General features: G+C 62.7%; 12 protein-coding genes. 6 read left to right on the forward strand and 6 right to left on the reverse strand.

Features of this window, described 5'->3' with window-relative positions; all coding sequences use genetic code 11:
• Positions 1-61: 61 nt before the first annotated feature.
• Positions 62-2,377, forward strand: coding sequence for an ATP-dependent DNA helicase (locus B0B52_RS10015; RefSeq protein ID WP_077593477.1), 2,316 nt, complete (start codon positions 62-64; stop codon positions 2,375-2,377).
• Between the two features lie 176 nt (positions 2,378-2,553).
• Here the strand turns inward: B0B52_RS10015 and B0B52_RS10020 are convergent, their stop codons facing one another.
• The 5 genes from B0B52_RS10020 to B0B52_RS10040 all read right to left on the reverse strand — a co-directional run bounded on the left by B0B52_RS10020 (position 2,554) and on the right by B0B52_RS10040 (position 10,346).
• A complete protein-coding gene (locus B0B52_RS10020) occupies positions 2,554-2,928 on the reverse strand; it encodes an HPP family protein (RefSeq protein WP_077593478.1) in 375 nt (124 codons plus the stop codon).
• A complete protein-coding gene (ppsA, locus tag B0B52_RS10025) occupies positions 2,925-5,411 on the reverse strand; it encodes a phosphoenolpyruvate synthase (protein WP_077593479.1) in 2,487 nt (828 codons plus the stop codon). Before ppsA ends, B0B52_RS10020 begins: the two co-directional genes overlap by 4 nt.
• A gap of 168 nt (positions 5,412-5,579) precedes the next feature.
• Positions 5,580-6,524, reverse strand: a complete 945-nt coding sequence (locus tag B0B52_RS10030; RefSeq protein WP_077593480.1) for a 1-phosphofructokinase family hexose kinase — start codon at positions 6,522-6,524, stop codon at positions 5,580-5,582.
• A 55-nt stretch (positions 6,525-6,579) separates the two neighbouring features.
• A complete protein-coding gene (locus tag B0B52_RS10035) occupies positions 6,580-9,654 on the reverse strand; it encodes an FAD-binding and (Fe-S)-binding domain-containing protein (protein ID WP_077593481.1) in 3,075 nt (1,024 codons plus the stop codon).
• An 8-nt stretch (positions 9,655-9,662) separates the two neighbouring features.
• A complete protein-coding gene (locus B0B52_RS10040) occupies positions 9,663-10,346 on the reverse strand; it encodes a GntR family transcriptional regulator (protein ID WP_077593482.1) in 684 nt (227 codons plus the stop codon).
• 117 nt (positions 10,347-10,463) lie between these two features.
• Here B0B52_RS10040 and B0B52_RS10045 point away from each other — a divergent pair, with 117 nt between their 5' ends.
• Both B0B52_RS10045 and B0B52_RS10050 read left to right on the forward strand, forming a co-directional pair.
• Entirely contained in the window at positions 10,464-11,684 is a 1,221-nt protein-coding gene (locus tag B0B52_RS10045; RefSeq protein ID WP_077593483.1) for an alanine--glyoxylate aminotransferase family protein, read from the forward strand.
• A 112-nt stretch (positions 11,685-11,796) separates the two neighbouring features.
• Positions 11,797-12,774, forward strand: a complete 978-nt coding sequence (locus tag B0B52_RS10050) for a tripartite tricarboxylate transporter substrate binding protein (RefSeq protein WP_077593484.1) — start codon at positions 11,797-11,799, stop codon at positions 12,772-12,774.
• A gap of 35 nt (positions 12,775-12,809) precedes the next feature.
• On the opposite strand, the gene B0B52_RS10055 is transcribed toward B0B52_RS10050, so the two are convergent.
• Positions 12,810-13,709: a LysR family transcriptional regulator gene (locus tag B0B52_RS10055; RefSeq protein ID WP_077593485.1), complete on the reverse strand. Its 900-nt coding sequence runs from the start codon at positions 13,707-13,709 to the stop codon at positions 12,810-12,812.
• A 244-nt stretch (positions 13,710-13,953) separates the two neighbouring features.
• Here B0B52_RS10055 and B0B52_RS10060 point away from each other — a divergent pair, with 244 nt between their 5' ends.
• From B0B52_RS10060 to B0B52_RS10070, 3 genes are read left to right on the forward strand one after another with little or no spacing between them, the layout of a single operon-like run.
• Positions 13,954-14,859 carry an SDR family NAD(P)-dependent oxidoreductase gene (locus B0B52_RS10060; RefSeq protein ID WP_077593580.1) on the forward strand — a complete coding sequence of 302 codons (906 nt, stop codon included), beginning with the start codon at positions 13,954-13,956 and terminating at the stop codon, positions 14,857-14,859.
• A 14-nt stretch (positions 14,860-14,873) separates the two neighbouring features.
• On the forward strand, positions 14,874-15,296 hold the full coding sequence (locus B0B52_RS10065; protein ID WP_077593581.1) for a Zn-ribbon domain-containing OB-fold protein: 423 nt from the start codon (positions 14,874-14,876) through the stop codon (positions 15,294-15,296).
• Complete coding sequence (locus B0B52_RS10070) at positions 15,293-16,471, forward strand: thiolase (protein WP_077593486.1); 1,179 nt, start codon at positions 15,293-15,295, stop codon at positions 16,469-16,471. Before B0B52_RS10065 ends, B0B52_RS10070 begins: the two co-directional genes overlap by 4 nt.
• The last annotated feature ends 7 nt before the right edge of the window (positions 16,472-16,478 follow it).

The following is a 16,478-nucleotide window of genomic DNA, read 5'->3' on the forward strand; positions in this document are numbered from 1 at the left end:
AAGTCGAGAGGCTGGCTACAATACTGGCTATCCATACAGTCTATAGCCAGCAAGCCCACCCATGACCGCCGCCCCCCACACGGACACGCCCTATGTGGTGGCCGTGCGTGCGCTGTGCGATTTCACCGCCAAGCTGGGCGACCTGGACCTGCGTTTCACACCTTCGCCGTCCGCGCTGGAAGGCATGGCCGGTCACCGCATGGTGGCACTCCGCCGGCCAGCGCACTACCAGACCGAAGTCAGCCTGAGCGGTGACTACAGACATTTGCGTGTGCGCGGCCGTGCCGACGGCTACGACGCGGAGCTGGGTCAGCTTGAGGAAATAAAAACATATCGCGGCAATCTGGACGCGATGCGGGACAACCACCGGCAACTGCACTGGGCGCAACTCAAGGTGTATGGCCATCTGCTGTGCCGCAAGGAAGACTTGCCCGGTATCAAGCTGGCGCTGGTGTACTTCAATGTCGCCACCCAGGACGAAACGCTGATCATCGAATCGCACAGCGCGCAAGACCTGCGGGTCTATTTTGAACAGCAGTGTGAAAGCTTCCTGGCCTGGGCGCAGCAGGAGCTTGCGCACCGCAGCGCGCGCAACGAAGCGCTGCAGACCCTGGCGTTTCCGCACGAGGGTTTTCGCCCCGGGCAGCGTGAACTCGCCGAAGCGGTCTACAAGTCGGCCAGCAGTGGCCGCTGCCTGATGGCGCAGGCGCCCACCGGCATTGGCAAAACCATAGGCACGCTTTTTCCGTTGCTCAAGGCTTGCCCTACGCAGCAACTCGACAAGGTGTTCTTTCTTGCCGCCAAGACGCCGGGCCGGCAACTGGCGCTGGATGCCGTGGCCCGCATCAAGCACAGCGCCCCGCATGTGCCACTGCGGGTGCTGGAGCTGGTGGCGCGTGACAAGGCTTGCGAGCATCCCGACAAGGCCTGCCACGGCGAGTCGTGTCCGCTGGCCAAAGGTTTTTACGACCGTCTGCCTGCAGCGCGCCAGGCTGCCGTGGACGCATCGGCTTCCGGCGCGGGCGCGCTGGACAAAACAACGCTGCGCGAAGTTGCCCTGGCGCATCAGGTCTGCCCCTATTACCTGGGCCAGGATCTGCTGCACTGGAGCGACGTGGTGGTCGGCGACTACAACTACTATTTCGACGTCAACGCCATGCTCTACGCCCAGGCCCAGACCAGCCAGTGGCGGGTGAGCGTGCTGGTGGACGAGGCGCACAACCTGGTAGAGCGGGCGCGCAAGATGTATTCAGCCGAGCTCGACCCAGCCCACCTTGCACTGGCAAGGCAGGCTGCGCCACCGGCCATCAAGACTGTGCTGGGCCGTCTCGGTCGTGCCTGGCAGGAGCTGTACCAGAACCAGGTCGAGGAATACCAGGTTCACGACGAGGTGCCGCAGGTTTTTTGCGGGGCGCTGCAGCAGACGGCGAGCGCTATTCTGGACCACTTGGCCGACCATCCGTCGGGCATTGACGCGCGGCTACAGAATTTCTTATTTGAAGTGCTGCATTTTTCGCGCATGGCGGAATTGCTCGGTACCCATTCACTGTTTGACATCACGCTGGTGGAGGGCGGGGCGATGCTTTGCCTGCGCAATGTCGTGCCCGCGCCTTTCCTGGCACCGCGTTTTGCCGCGGCCCGCTCAGCCGCGCTGTTTTCCGCCACGCTGGGGCCGGCCCACTATTACAGTGACCTGCTGGGGCTGCCCGACAACACCGCCTGGATCGACGTGGCTTCGCCTTTCAGGGCCGAGCAGTTGTCGGTGCAGGTGGTGAGTGACGTGTCCACGCGCTTTCAGCACCGGGAGAGTTCACTGTCTCCCATGGTGGACCTCATGGCCCGGCAATACACCGCCGAGCCGGGTAACTACCTGAGTTTTGTCAGCAGCTTCGATTACCTCCAGCAGTTGGCCGATCTGTTCAAGGCTCGTTACCCTGCTATTCCCGTGTGGGAGCAGTCGCGCGGCATGGAAGAGGGCGCGAAGAAGGAGTTTCTCGAGCGCTTCACCCCGGCGTCCCGCGGCATTGGTTTTGCGGTGCTCGGCGGTGCGTTTGCCGAGGGTATCGATTTACCCGGCAAACGGTTGATTGGCGCGTTCATCGCCACGCTGGGTTTGCCACAGATCAATCCCGTCAACGAGCAGATCCGCCAGCGCATGGAGGCCAGCTTTGGCAAGGGGTACGACTACACCTATCTGTACCCGGGCCTACAAAAGGTGGTGCAGGCCGCAGGCCGGGTGATCCGTACCGAGGCTGACGAGGGCGTGGTCTACCTGGTGGACGACCGCTACGCACAGCCCGAAGTGCGCGCACTGTTTCCCGGCTGGTGGCATGTGGGCTTTCAGCAGGCGCGAATACAAGGGCGTCGAGTTGCCTGAGCTTGCGGTGAAACGGCCGCTCCGACGTCGGTAGACCCGGTTTGGTAACAAATCGGTCTCCTGCCCAATGTACACCTGGGCTGACAGCTATCAAAAACAGAGCGATTCCACACAGGGATGCATATATGCGGGTGCAGGGCAGATCGTACCGCCGGCCCGGGATGTAGCGCGTGGCTTCAGTCCACGAAGGTTTGCACAAAGTCGAGGGCCGACACCACGCCTTTGATGTCGTTGCCGTCCATCACCACCACGTGGTGGATATTCGATTCGATCATCAACCTGGCGACCTCACGCAGCGTGGCGTCCGGGCGCACCGTGACAGGCTTGTAGGTGCACAGCTGCCAGGCGCTGACTTTGGGGGTAAGCATTCCACCGGCATGGTGACGCAACAGGTCGGTGCTGCTGATGACGCCCAGCACGTTGCCGCCGTCGACCACCGGCACCCAGCTAAGTCCGTTGGACACCAGCTTGGCTTCCACGGACTGCAATGTATCGTCGGGAGCTGCGGTGTACACCTCGCGGTGCATCAATGAAGCAATGGTCAGGTTCATGACGGTTTCCTGGTGAAAGTGGAAAAGGTGGGCCCGGTCGCCGTGTTGCGCGGCGCACGCCCCAACCTTGCTTCGACGGCGAGCACGTCGCGGGTGGTTCGCAGCAAGGTGTCGGGCGTGACGCTGATGGAGTCAATGCCGAGCTCCACCAGGTACTGCGCAATCTCCGGATAGTCCGAAGGTGCCTGGCCGCAGATGCCCACATGGCGCTGATTGCGGTGTGCGCCTTCAATGGTTTGCCGGATCATCTCCTTGACGCCCGCGTCGCGCTCGTCGAAGTCGAAAGCCACGATGTCCGAGTCCCGGTCCACCCCGAGGACCAGCTGCGTAAGGTCGTTGGAGCCGATCGAGAACCCGTCGAACAGCCGGGCAAAGGCATCCACCTGGATGACATTGTTGGGAATCTCGCACATCACGTAAATCTCCAGTCCTTTATCCCCTTTATCGTCTGCTTGCCCGCCGCGTGCCAGGCCGTGGCTCGCCATGGCTTGCAGCACGCGCTCGCCTTCCTCAACGCGCCGGCAAAACGGAATCATCAGCTTCACGTTGGTCAGGCCCATGTCGTCGCGCACACGTTTCATGGCCGCGCATTCCAGTGCAAAGCCCTCTGCGTAAGCCGGGTGCGCGTAGCGCGAGGCACCACGAAACCCGATCATCGGGTTGGCCTCGGCTGCCTCGAACCAGCGTCCGCCAAGCAGGCTGGCATATTCATTGGTTTTGAAGTCGGACATGCGCACAATCACCGGCTTGGGGTAAAAGGCCGCGGCGATGGTGGCCACGCCCTCTGACAGCTGACGCACAAAATAATCCGCCGGCTTTGCATGGCCGCGCGTGAGGTGGGCGATCTCATCGCGTACGGAGGCGTCGTCAATTTTCTCCGGGTGAACCAGCGCCATGGGGTGCGCACGAATGTGTTCAGCCACAATGAATTCCATGCGTGCCAGCCCCACGCCGTCATTGGGCAGCTGTGCCACCTGGAAAGCGGTGTCGGGGTTCGCAATGTTGACCATCACATGGGTTTGCGGCCGTGCGAGACCGGCAACATCGATGTGTGTGGTGGTGAAAGGCAGCAGGCCTGCGTAGATGTGTCCGGTGCTGCCTTCAGCGCAGGACACGGTGATCTCGTCGCCGGTGCGGATGGCGGTGGTTGCGTTGCCGCAGCCCACCACAGCCGGTATGCCCATCTCGCGCGCGACGATGGCCGCGTGGCAGGTTCTGCCGCCGCGGTTTGTTACCACGGCAGCGGCGATTTTCATCACCGTGCCCCAGTCAGGCATGGTGGTGTCCGCCACCAAAACCTCTCCGGGCTGGAACTGGTTGAGCTCGCTGACATCATGAATGACGCGCGCCCGGCCCGAAGCAATTTTTCCGCCCACGGCGCCTCCGCTTGCCAGCACGGGGCCCTTGGCGTTGAGCCGGAAGTCGTCAACCGTTCCCGGCGGCTTTTGCGCTGCCACGGTCTCGGGGCGCGCCTGCACGATATAGAGCTTGCCGTCCAGGCCATCCCTGGCCCATTCGATGTCCATCGGCATGGGCGATCCAGACCTTCGGCTGTAGTGGGCTTCAATCGTGACGGCGGCATCGGCCAGTTCCAGCACCTCCTCGTCGCTGATGCAGTAACGCGTCTGGTCTTCCAGCGGCGTTGGCATGTTGCGCGTGGTCTCGCGCCCGGCAGCTTTGGCATACACCATGCGTATTTCCTTGCTGCCAAGCTTGCGTCTGAGCACGGTGCGATAACCCTGCTTCAGCGTGGGCTTGAACACATAGAACTCATCCGGATCGACTGTTCCCTGCACCACGTTTTCGCCCAACCCCCAGGCCCCGGTGACAAACACCACGTCCCGAAAACCAGTCTCGGTGTCCAGGGTGAAGATCACGCCGCTGGCACCGCGGTCAGCGCGCACCATCTTCATTACACCGACCGACTGGTAAACCTTGAAGTGATCAATACCGTGGTCCACACGGTAGGCAATGGCGCGGTCCTTGAAGAGGCTGGCAAAACACTGGCGCACCGCATCCAGCAGGCGGGCCTGCCCTGCGATGTTGAGAAAGGTTTCGTGCTGGCCGGCAAAGCTGGCCGTCGGCAGGTCTTCTGCGGTGGCCGAACTGCGCACTGCCAGGGTCAGCGTCTCGCCGTACTCGGCTTGCAGCCGGGCGTACGCAGCAGTGATGTCGGCCACCAGGTCTTCGGGCAGGGGCGCGGACTGGATGATGTCCCGCGCCTGCTGCGCGCGCCGCGCCAGGTCGTCCACGTTCTTGACGTCCAGGCCGTCGAGCGTTGCGCGCAAACCCGGCCAGGCGTTCGCCTGATCGAGCACGTAACGGTAGGCTTGCGCCGTTACCGAGAAGCCGTTGGGCACGCGTACGCCCTGCGAGCCAAGTTCGCGGACCATTTCGCCGAGCGAGGCGTTTTTGCCGCCCACCAGCGCGACGTCGTCAGCGCCGGTTTCTGCAAACCAGCGAATATGGGCTTGTGTGTTCATGGCGTGCCGGTTTCCGTTACCTGTAACACTGCCTACCTTAGGCGCCCGGAACCGGTGTTGTTTTGCGCAAGATCAAACGCAGGGCTGCATCGGCGCCTGGTGCCGGCCCGCGACCTCCGGGCTACCCGAGCCAAACTGAATGGTGGTGTGAACGCTGCCTTGCGGTCTTCAGGCTGGCGTCACGATCACTTCTCGACTGAACCGCTCGACATCCGACGGCTGGCAAAGCGCGGTGCCCGGTGTAAGCAGCGCGGCAGCGCTTGCGGCCATGCCGTGGCGAAAAGCGTCGTCCAGGCCCTGGCCGCGATTCAGTGCCCAGACCAGCCCGCCCACAAAGCTGTCGCCTGCACCAATGGTGCTGGCCACCTGAACCTGCAGGGCGGATGCCCGCAGCGCCTTGTTGGCCGTCACCAGCAGTGCACCGTCTGCCCCCAGGGAGAGGGCCACGATCTCGGCCTGGCCCTGGGCGATGATGTCTTGCGCTGCTTCGCGTTGTTGCGCTGTGTTTTCCAGCGGCTGTCCGGTCAGCTCGCGCAACTCACGCAGGCTGGGCTTGAACAGGTACACGCCCTCAGCCAGCGCTGCCACCAGCGCCGGCCCCGAGGCATCGACCACCATCCGGCTGCCGCGTGCCTTGGCCAACCGGGCCAGCCGGGCATAAAAATCAGGAGGTACGCCGGGCGGCAGGCTGCCGCTGGCCACCACATCGCGCGGCGGCGTTGCAAGGCCGCTTACGTAGTCCAGGCAGGCTTGCCATTCGGCCGCCTCCAGCGAGGGGCCGGGCAACACAAAGCGGAAGTCATTACCGCTGGAAGTTTCGTGCACGGAAAAACTCTCGCGCGTTTCGCCGGCAATGCGCCAGCAATGGCGCGGCACCTGCTCCTGGTCCAGCATCTGGCCCAACCGCTCGCCCGTAACGCCGCCTGAGGGGTAAATCGCCAGGCAGCGGCTGCCCAGCCGGTGCAAAACGCGGGCCACGTTGATGCCGCCACCTCCGGGGTGAAACTGTGCGGCCGCGCAGCGCAGCTTGTGGGTATCGACAACCTTGTCCGTCGACGTTGATACGTCCAGGGCGGGGTTCAGGGTGATGGTCAGGATCTCGGGCGTGTGCATGGTTTCACTTTACTCCGCCCGTTCGTTTGTTCGCGTACGCCGCGCCGGTAAGGCGTCAGGTTCGCAGCTGTTGCGCCAGCAGCAGCGCCACGTGAATCGCCTCGCGCTGTGCTCCATCGCGTATCTGGTGTCTGCAACTGGTGCCGTCTGCCACCACAATCGCATCGGGTTGCCGGCGAATCGCGGGCAGCAGGCTCAACTCGGCCATCTGCATCGACACCTCGTAATGACTGGCTTCATAACCAAAGCTGCCGGCCATGCCGCAGCAACTGGACTCGATCAACTCCGGTGCTGCGCCGGGTATCAGTTTGAGCACATCCATGATGGGGCTCACCGCGCCAAACGCCTTCTGGTGGCAATGGCCGTGCAGCAGGATGGCTTCGTCCACCGGATGTAGCCTGGACTTGAGTTCGTCAAGCCTGCCCGCTGCGGCTTCGCGCGCAAGAAACTCTTCGAACAACAAGGCTTGCTTGCCGATGGTTTCCGCCGCGTCTCCCAGACCCATCACCAGCATTTCGTCACGCATCGTCAACAGGCAGGACGGCTCCAGCCCGACGATGGCAATACCCCGGTCTGCAAAGGGCAGCAGCGCGCTCACAAGTTCGGTGGCCTTGGCCTTTGCCTCGTCCACCATGCCGCTGGCGAGGTAGGTGCGGCCGCAACACAGGTGTTTTCCATCTGCTATCTTTTTGGTAGCTATATGCACCGTGTAGCCGCCGGCTTGCAGCACTTTTAATGCTGAAAAAGCGTTATCGGATTCAAATGTGCCGTTGAAGGTGTCCACGAAGAGCACCACCGGTTTGTTGGCTGCCAGCACCTCTTCCCTCGTGGCACTCCTGGGGGCGTGGTTGAAAAAAGTTCGCGTTTTCCATTGCGGCAATGTGCGCCTGGCAGAAAACCCCATGATCTTCTCGCTCAGCACGGCCAGCCCCGGAATCCGGTCGCGCAGGTTCAGCAGGGGGGCCCAGCCGCTGGCCCGGTGAGCGTAGTCGGGCAGGCGTGCAACCAGCTTGTCTTTCAGCGTGTGGCCGTGCCTGGCCTTGTAGTGGTGCAAAAACTCCACCTTCATCTTCGCCATGTCCACGCCGGTGGGGCAGTCACGCTTGCAGCCCTTGCAGCTCACGCACAGGTCCAGCGCGTCCTTCACTTCCTCGCTGGTGAACGCGTCGCGGGCGTTCAAGCCCTCCAGCTGGCCCGAGAGCGCCAGCCGCAAGGTGTTGGCCCGTCCGCGGGTCAGGTGTTTTTCGTCACGCGTCACGCGGTAGCTCGGACACATGGTCCCCAGATCGAACTTGCGGCAGTGCCCGTTGTTGTTGCACATCTCCACCGCTTTGGCCAAGCCATGCGCCGGGTCGCCGCCGCTGCCGGGCGCGCTGGTTTTTTCTGTCACTGGATCGTTCTGCACATTCCACGCGCTCCAGTCCAGCGCCGTCTTGATGGGGATCACCTTGTAGCCGGGTGCAAAACGCATCAGCCGCGTGTCGTCCATCTTGGGCGGGTCAATCATTCGGCCGGGGCACAGCAGATTGATCGGGTCCATGGTGTGTTTGATGGCGGCAAACGCTTCGTCGATCTGCGGGCCGAACTGCCACTTGATCCACTCGCCGCGGCACAAGCCGTCGCCGTGCTCGCCGCTGTAGGCGCCCTTGAACTTGCGCACCAGCTCCGAGGCTTCCTCGGCAATGGCGCGCATCTTGGGCGCGCCTTCTCGCCGCATGTCGAGAATCGGCCGCACATGCAGCGTGCCTACCGAGGCGTGCGCATACCAGGTTCCCTTGCTGCCGTATTTCTGGAAAATTTCGGTCAGTGCGTCGGTGTATTCGGCGAGGTGCTGCAGCGGCACGGCGCAGTCTTCAATAAAACTCACCGGTTTGCCGTCGCCCTTGAGGCTCATCATGATGTTGAGCCCCGCCTTGCGCACTTCCCACAGATTCTTCTGCGGTGCGTCATCCACCAGTTCAACCACCGAGCCGGGCAGCAGCAGATCACCCATCAATTCGCTCAGGCGTTTGAGTTTGGGCAGCAGCGCCGTCTTGCTCGCGCCGGAAAACTCGACGAGCAAGATGGCCGCAGGCTGGCCGATCAGTGCGCTGCGAATGGTGGGCGCAAAAGCCGGGTTCTGCAGCGACAGATCAATCATGGTGCGGTCCACCAGCTCAACCGCCGTCAGCGTGCCGCCACCAATCTTCACAATGTGCTGCGCCGCGTCCATGGCGCGGTAGAAGGTGGGGAAGTTCACCACGCCCAATACCTTGGCGCGAGGCAACTCGCTCAGCTGCAGCGTCAGTGATTTGGTCAGCGCCAGCGTGCCTTCACTGCCAACCAGCAGGTGTGCCAGGTTGACCGAGCCGTCGGCGGTGTAGGGCCGCTCGCTCTGCGGGTCAAAAATGTCCAGGTTATAGCCGCCCACACGCCGCATCACCTTGGGCCAAAGGCGTTTGATGGACGGCGCCAGTTCTTCCGCCAGCGAGCGCACCTGGTTGCCCAGTTCGCGTGCTTTGCCGCTGCTTGTGCCGTAAGGCCCGAGCTGCAGCAGCTCGCTGGCCGAAGTCCAGGCCTGCATGCCCAGCACGTTGTGCACCATGTTGCCGTAGGCAATGCTGCGGCTGCCGCAGGAGTTATTGCCGGCCATGCCGCCCAGCGTGGCCTGCGCGCTGGTGGAAACATCCACCGGAAACCAGAGGCCGTGCTTTTTCAGATTGGCGTTCAGGTCGTCCAGCACAACGCCGGGCTCCACCTCGGCGGTGCGATTTTCAACATCCACATCAATGATGTTGCGCAGGTGTTTGGCGCAGTCGATCACCAGTCCGGCGCCCACGGTCTGGCCGCACTGGCTGGTGCCGGCGCCCCGCGCGACTATTGGCACGCCCATGTCGCGGCAGACGTCGAGTGCGGTTTTGACGTCGGGTGCGCTGCGCGGCACAAACACGCCGACCGGCATCACCTGGTAAATGGAGGCGTCGGTGGCATAGCGGCCGCGGTCTGCCGATGAGAACATCACTTCGCCGCCGGTTTCACTGGCCAGCCGGGCGGCCAGGCGGCCGGCCACTTCATTGCTGATGCGTGCAACGCTGTCATAGGCGTGCGCCGCTGTTTCCTGCGCCACTTTCACGGGTAAGGGGGCGTTCATGGGATGGCTCAAGCGGTGGCCGCCGGCCGTGCCGCGCGCAGTTGCTCCATCACCACGTCACGCTTGTTCTGCAAATGGGCCAGCAGCACCGCGCGCATGGCAGGCGCATCGCGGCGGCTCAGGGCGTCAATCATGGTTTCATGCTCTTTCACCGCGGCGTTCCATTTCTCGCCATCCTGGTTGGAGCGAAAGCGCAGCGCTTGCAGCCGCGCGTTGACCTGATCGTAGGTTGCGGTCAGCACCGGGTTTTTGGCCGCGGTGTTGATGGCGCGGTGAATGGCCGCGTTGAGTCGGTAGTAGGCGGGCAGGTCGCGCCGCGTCCAGGCCGCCAGCATTTCGTAATGCATCGCCTTGATCTCGTCCAGCTCGGCATCGGTGATGCGCCCGGCGGCCAGCTCGCCAGACAGCGCTTCCAGCCCGGCCATGACTTCAAAGGTGTTGAGCACATCCGTCTCGGACAACTCCACCGCAATCGCTCCGCGGTTGGGCAGCAGCTCAACCAGCCCTTCGGCGGCCAGCATCTTGATGGCCTCGCGCAGCGGCGTGCGCGAGACCTTGAGCACTTCACTCAGCTCGCGTTCATTGAGCTTGGCGCCCGGGGCGATGCGGTTCTCAACCAGCATCTGGCGCAGGCGGTGGGCCACCTGCTCATGCAGGGCCGCGCGCGGAATGGAAATGATGTCAGCAGTCATAAGTCAATTTTGTATGCAAAAAATACCTGTGTCAAACCCTATAAATGGCAAAAATAGATTGACAAATGAATTTTGTATGCAAAAAATGCGACATCTACGGAGTTTTATCTTTTACTTATGTTGACTCTCGACTTCCATCCCACAGGCCGTCACTTCCTGCAGATTCCCGGGCCTTCACCCGTGCCCGATCGGGTTTTGCGCGCCATGAGCCTGCCCACCATTGACCACCGCGGCCCCGAGTTTGCTGCGCTGGGGCTGAAGGTGCTGGCAGACATCAAAAAGATTTTCAAAACCAGGCAGCCGGTCATTATTTACCCGGCATCGGGTACCGGCGCCTGGGAGGCCGCACTGGCGAACACGCTGAGTCCAGGAGACCACGTGCTCATGTACGAAACCGGCCACTTCGCCGCCTTGTGGGAAAAGCTGGCGGCGCGTATGGGCCTGAAGACAGAGGTCATGAGTTACCCCGGCCCGGACATGTGGCGCCACGGCGTGCGTGCCGACCTGATTGAAGAGCGCCTCAAGGCCGACACCCAGCACAGCATCAAGGCCGTGTGCGTGGTGCACAACGAAACCTCCACCGGTGTCACCAGCAACATCGCTGCCGTGCGCAAAGCCATCGACGCAGCCAAACACCCGGCGCTGCTTCTGGTGGACACCATTTCCGGCCTGGCCTCGGCCGACTACCGGCACGACGAATGGGGCGTGGATGTCAGCATCAGCGGTTCGCAAAAAGGCCTGATGCTGCCGCCGGGCATCAGCTTCAATGCGGTGTCCGTCAAGGCGCTGGAAGCCAGCAAGACTGCCAGGCTGCCCAAGGCCTTCTGGGCCTGGGACGAAATCATCGAGATGAACAAGGCAGGTTACTGGCCGTCCACTCCCAACACCAACCTGCTTTATGGCTTGAATGAAGCCTGCGACATGTTGCTTGAGCATGGCCTGGACGTGGTGTTTGCGCGCCACCAGCGCTGGGCCGAGGGCGTGCGCGCCGCCGTGCGCGCCTGGGGCTTGCAGATCCAGTGTGCCGACGCAGCCGTGTATTCGCCTGTCCTCACCGGTGTGATGATGCCCGAAGGCGTGGACGCTGACGCAGTGCGCAAGATCATTTACGAACGGTTTGACTGCTCGCTCGGCACCGGCCTGGGCAAGGTCAAGGGCAGGATGTTCCGTATCGGCCATCTTGGCGATTGCAATGACCTGACGCTGATGGCGGCGCTCTCCGGCTGCGAGATGGGCCTCAAGCTCGCGGGCGTCAAGCTGGCCGGCTCCGGCGTGCTCGCGGCCATGGACCATTTCTCAAACCACGCGGCCGTCGTGCCGCTGCGCAAGGCGGCATGAAATTGTGTACGCGTTTGCGGGCTTGACGCGCGGGCCGTGTTGGTTCACCGTGATAGAAATCGGGTCACATCCGGAGTGACCGGCAGAGAAAGTTGAATTCAAGGAGACAAACATGCAACGCAGAACCCTTATCACCGCCGCAGCTGCCAGCGCTGCCCTTGTGGCTGCCCCCGCCTTGCGGGCGCAAAACCTGCCCGCCGGAACGGTTCGCATCGTTGTGGGCTTTCCGCCAGGCGGCGGCACGGACGCGCTCGCGCGTGTGGTTGGCCAGAAGTTGGGAGTCATGTGGAATGTTTCTGTGGTCATTGAAAACAAGGCGGGTGCGGCCGGCGTCATTGCCGCCGACTATGTGGCCAAGCAGCCTGGCGACGGCAACACGTTGCTGATGGCGCACATCAACAGCCATGCGCTGGCGCCGGCACTGGGCATCAAGCTGGGCTACAACGCCGAGCGCGACTTTGTGCCCATCAGCATGGTGGGCGTGACGCCCAACATTCTGGTGTGCAATGTGGACCAACCTGCCAAAATCGTGAAAGACGTGGTGGCGCTATGCCGGGCCAAGCCCGGGCAGATCAGTTTTGCCTCGGCCGGCGGTGGCTCTGCCCAGCACTTTGCGCTGGAGATGTTCAAGCTGCAGGCCAAAATTTTTGCACTGCATATTCCCTACCGCGGCTCCGGCCCGGCCCTGGTTGACTTGATTGGCGGTCAGGTCAACTACTGCTTTGAAACCATGACGTCGGCCACGCCGCACATCAAGAGTGGTAAAGCGATCGCCATTGCGCAAACCCGGCTCAAACGCGCCAAGGGCCACCCCACAGTGCCGACCATGGACGAGTCCGGTTTTCCCGGGTTTGAAGCAACGGTGTGGTACGGGCTGATGGGCCCTTCCAAAATGCCACCGGCCATGGTGCAGCGCATGAACGATGACGTGAACAAGGTCCTGGCCATGCCCGACGTCCAGGAAAAAATGGAGCAGTATGGTGCAGAAGACGGTGGCGGCAGCACCGAAAAGTTTGCATCTTTCATTCGTGAAGAGCAGAAGAAGTGGGCGCAGGTGGCGCAGCAGGCCAAGGTTCGGGTAGACGCCTGATCAGGGAAGTCCGGCCTGGAAGAGGGGCAGTTACCTCAGGCCTGGTCGCGATAATGCGCGCACAGCGTTTCGATCAACGACTCGGCATAACGCGGCAGCGCATCGCGCTTGCGCACCAGGATGTAACGCTCGCGCACGCTCCAGGGCTCCAGCAGCTCGATCAGTGTTATGCCCATGGCCACCTGGTTGCGCCGCGCGGCTGACTCTGGAACAATGCCCACGCCCACGCCGGCACCAATCATGCGGCACATGGCATCAAAGCTCGAGAGCTGGATGCGCAACTTCAGCGGCTTGCCCAGGCTTTCGACCACCTGCGCCAGAAAGGTTTGCAGCGTGCTGCCCGACTGCATGCCTACCGCGTCTTCATCCAGCGTTTCTGCAAAGGCAATTTTTTTGCGGCGTGCGAAGCGGTGGTTTTTGGCAGTGGCCAGCACCAGCCGGTCGGTGCTGAAATGAATCGCCTCCAGCCCCAGCGTGTCCACCTTGCCGGCGACGATGCCGATGTCGGCCCGGCCGTCCAGCACGCCGCGCGCGATCTCGGCGTTGGGTTTCTCCTGCAGGTCGATGTTGATCTTAGGGTTCGCCGACAAAAAGTCCGGCAGGATTTCCGGCAGGAAGTCCGTCACCGCGGTGGTGTTGGCAAACACCCGCAAATGGCCGCGCAACCCGCCGCCGTATTCCTGCAGGTCGCTTCGCAACTGCTCGGCCTGGCGCAACACGCCGCGCGCGTGGAATAAAAAGGCCTCCCCAGGCGGCGTCAGCCGCACGCCGCGCGCTTCGCGGTAGAGCAGGCTCAGGCCGGACTGGGCTTCGAGCGCCTTGATGCGCGCACTGGCCGCGGCCAGCGACAGGTGCTGGCGCTCGGCGGCACGTGTCATGTTGCCTTCGTCGGCCGTTGCCACAAAAAGCCGCAGGTCCGTCAGGTCGAATTGCATGCGCCATGCTAACGCACGGTTGCCTGAAGTCTTCGGCGGTGACTAAGTCTTGAGATCAGGGTTTACCCTTTGTTTTGGATATTCCATTGGAGAAATTCTCTTCTGTGGCATGAAGAGACTTCCAAATTTCAGAAGTCTGGCTGCTGAAATGGCAGATTGTTGATTGGCCCGCTTGCGGCGACGATGCCTGCTCTGCCCCAAAGGGCGTTTACGACAGCAGGAATCAACAATGAGCGGAACAGGCATGCTGGAAGGCAAGGCAGTGGTCGTCACCGGTGCCGGTGGCGGTATCGGGCGGGACATCGCCTTGGCGATGGCGCGTGAAGGCGCGCGTGTCGTGGTCAACGACATAGGTGCATCGGTGGCGGGCGAGGGCAGTGACGCCGGCCCCGCGCAGGCGGTGGTCAATGAAATACGCGCTGCCGGCGGCGAGGCCGTGGCCAATACCGACAGCGTGTCCGAGGCGCAGGCTGCGCAGCGCATCATCACCACGGCCATGGACAGTTTTGGCCGCATCGACTGCGTGGTCAACAACGCCGGCATCCTGCGCGACCGGTTTTTCCACAAGATGGGCGACGACGAATGGGACGCCGTGATCAAGGTGCACCTGTATGGCGCTTATTACGTGAGCCGCGCTGCCGCGCCGCATTTCAAGGCCCAGGCCTCCGGCAACTACATCCACATGACCTCGACCTCCGGCCTGATCGGCAATTTCGGCCAGGCCAATTACTCGGCAGCCAAGCTCGGCGTGGCTGCGCTGTCCAAGTCGATTGCGCTGGACATGCTCAAGTTCAATGTGCGCTCCAACTGCATCGCCCCGTTTGCCTGGAGCCGCATGATAGGCGCCATCCCGACCGACACACCCGAAGAGCAGGCCCGCGTCGACCGCATCAAGCAGATGACGCCGGCCAAGATTGCACCGCTGGCGGTCTGCCTGGCCAGCGAGGAAAGCCGCGGGGCCAACGGACAGATTTTTGCCGTGCGCAACAACGAGATCTTCCTCATCAGCCAGCCACGCCCGGTGCGCTCGGTGCACCGCTCCGAAGGCTGGACCCCGGCAACGGTGGCCAGCCACGCGCTGCCGGCGCTCAAGGCCAGTTTTTTTGATCTGGACCGTTCGGGCGACGTGTTCAGCTGGGACCCCATTTGAAGCGGATGACAGCCATGAGCCAAGAAGCAAGCAACCCGCCTCCATCACCCGGACCTTCCGACACTGGTGTCCAGGCCTTTCATCAAGCGGCGCTCGACAGCGGCCGTTTTCTTATCCAGCAATGCAAGGAGTGCCGCAAGCACGTTTATTTTCCGCGGGAAATATGCACGCACTGCGGTTCGGCAAAACTGGACTGGGTCACGCCTTCCGGCGGCGGCACGGTGTATGCGGTGACGACGGTACGGCGCAAACCCGATGCGGGAGGCGACTACAACGTCTCGCTGATCGATCTCGACGAAGGCGTACGCCTGATGAGCCGGGTCACCAATCTCCAGCCCGATGCGGTGCGCATCGGTCAGCGCGTGAAGATGCACGTGCAGCTCACCGACGGCTGCGGCCTGGTGCTGGCCTCTGCGCTCGAAGGGGGGGCGGCATGAGCGGGTCCCTGAACCATCTGCGCGGCAGTGCTGCGATTGCCGGCGTCGCCACCTTCGGTTGCGGGGAGGCCCCCGGTTTTACCAATATGGAGTTGCTGGCCCGCGCGGCCCATGCGGCAGTCGCTGACGCCGGCCTGAAGATGAGTGATATCGACGGACTGTGCACCGCCAGCGCGTCGGCCACCATGTGGTCCATGCCCGTGGTGGAGTACCTGGGAATCAATCCGCGCTATATCGACGCCACCATGATTGGCGGCTCCAGCTTTATCGCGCATTTGTTGCCCGCCATGTATGCCTTGCAGTCGGGCCAGTGCAATGCGGTGCTGGTTTGTTATGGCAGCGCCCAGCGCACGGCAGCTTTTGGCCGCAAGGAAATCGTCGCCAGCCGGAAGTTCCTGGACCCCCAGCCCTACGAGTACCCCTACGAGCCGATGTCACCGCTTTCCGCCTATGCGCTGGCGGCTTCGCGCCATATGCACCAGTTCGGTACCACGCGCCGCGATCTGGCTGAAGTGGCGGTGGCCGCGCGGGCATGGGCGCGGCTTAATCCCGAAGCCTTCATGCGCGGCCCGTTGAGCATCGAAGACGTGTTGTCTGCCCGCATGGTGTCGGATCCGCTTTCCGTGCGCGACTGCTGTCTGGTCACAGATGGCGGCGGCGCCTATGTGCTGGTGCGTGCCGACCGGGCCAGGGACTTGCCGAAAAAGCCGGTCTATGTGCTGGGCAATGCCACGGCGGTGTGGAACCGGCAGGTCTCGTCCATGCACGACCTGACGGTTACCGCAGCCAGCCAGTCCGGCCGCGAAGCCTACGCCATGGCGGGCCTGTCGGCGAAGGACGTTGGCGTGGCGCAGCTTTATGACGCTTTCACCATCAACACCTTGTTGTTCCTGGAAGATCTGGGGTTTTGCGCCAAGGGTGAAAGTGGGGCGTTTGTGCAGAACGGTGGCATTGGCCCCGGTGGCCACCTGCCAGTCAACACCAATGGCGGAGGTCTGTCGTGTGTGCACCCCGGCATGTACGGCATCTTCGCGCTGATCGAGGCGGTACGCCAGTTGCGCGGCGAATGCGGCGACCGCCAGGTGGCAGGCGCCGAGACTGCGATTGCCCATGGCAACGGGGGCACCTTGTCCAGCCAATCCACAGCATTGCTCGGCACGGCCAGCACCTTGTAAGGCACCC

This window comes from Polaromonas sp. A23 (assembly GCF_002001015.1).
Lineage (GTDB): Bacteria > Pseudomonadota > Gammaproteobacteria > Burkholderiales > Burkholderiaceae_C > Polaromonas.

Bases quoted from the DNA above. Each gene is read 5' to 3' on its own strand.
- B0B52_RS10015 (WP_077593477.1), top strand. From the start codon at position 62: ATGACCGCCGCCCCCCACACGGACACGCCCTATGTGGTGGCCGTGCGT.
- B0B52_RS10020 (WP_077593478.1), bottom strand. From the start codon at position 2,928: ATGAACCTGACCATTGCTTCATTGATGCACCGCGAGGTGTACACCGCA.
- ppsA (WP_077593479.1), bottom strand. From the start codon at position 5,411: ATGAACACACAAGCCCATATTCGCTGGTTTGCAGAAACCGGCGCTGAC.
- B0B52_RS10030 (WP_077593480.1), bottom strand. From the start codon at position 6,524: ATGCACACGCCCGAGATCCTGACCATCACCCTGAACCCCGCCCTGGAC.
- B0B52_RS10035 (WP_077593481.1), bottom strand. From the start codon at position 9,654: ATGAACGCCCCCTTACCCGTGAAAGTGGCGCAGGAAACAGCGGCGCAC.
- B0B52_RS10040 (WP_077593482.1), bottom strand. From the start codon at position 10,346: ATGACTGCTGACATCATTTCCATTCCGCGCGCGGCCCTGCATGAGCAG.
- B0B52_RS10045 (WP_077593483.1), top strand. From the start codon at position 10,464: ATGTTGACTCTCGACTTCCATCCCACAGGCCGTCACTTCCTGCAGATT.
- B0B52_RS10050 (WP_077593484.1), top strand. From the start codon at position 11,797: ATGCAACGCAGAACCCTTATCACCGCCGCAGCTGCCAGCGCTGCCCTT.
- B0B52_RS10055 (WP_077593485.1), bottom strand. From the start codon at position 13,709: ATGCAATTCGACCTGACGGACCTGCGGCTTTTTGTGGCAACGGCCGAC.
- B0B52_RS10060 (WP_077593580.1), top strand. From the start codon at position 13,954: ATGCTGGAAGGCAAGGCAGTGGTCGTCACCGGTGCCGGTGGCGGTATC.
- B0B52_RS10065 (WP_077593581.1), top strand. From the start codon at position 14,874: ATGAGCCAAGAAGCAAGCAACCCGCCTCCATCACCCGGACCTTCCGAC.
- B0B52_RS10070 (WP_077593486.1), top strand. From the start codon at position 15,293: ATGAGCGGGTCCCTGAACCATCTGCGCGGCAGTGCTGCGATTGCCGGC.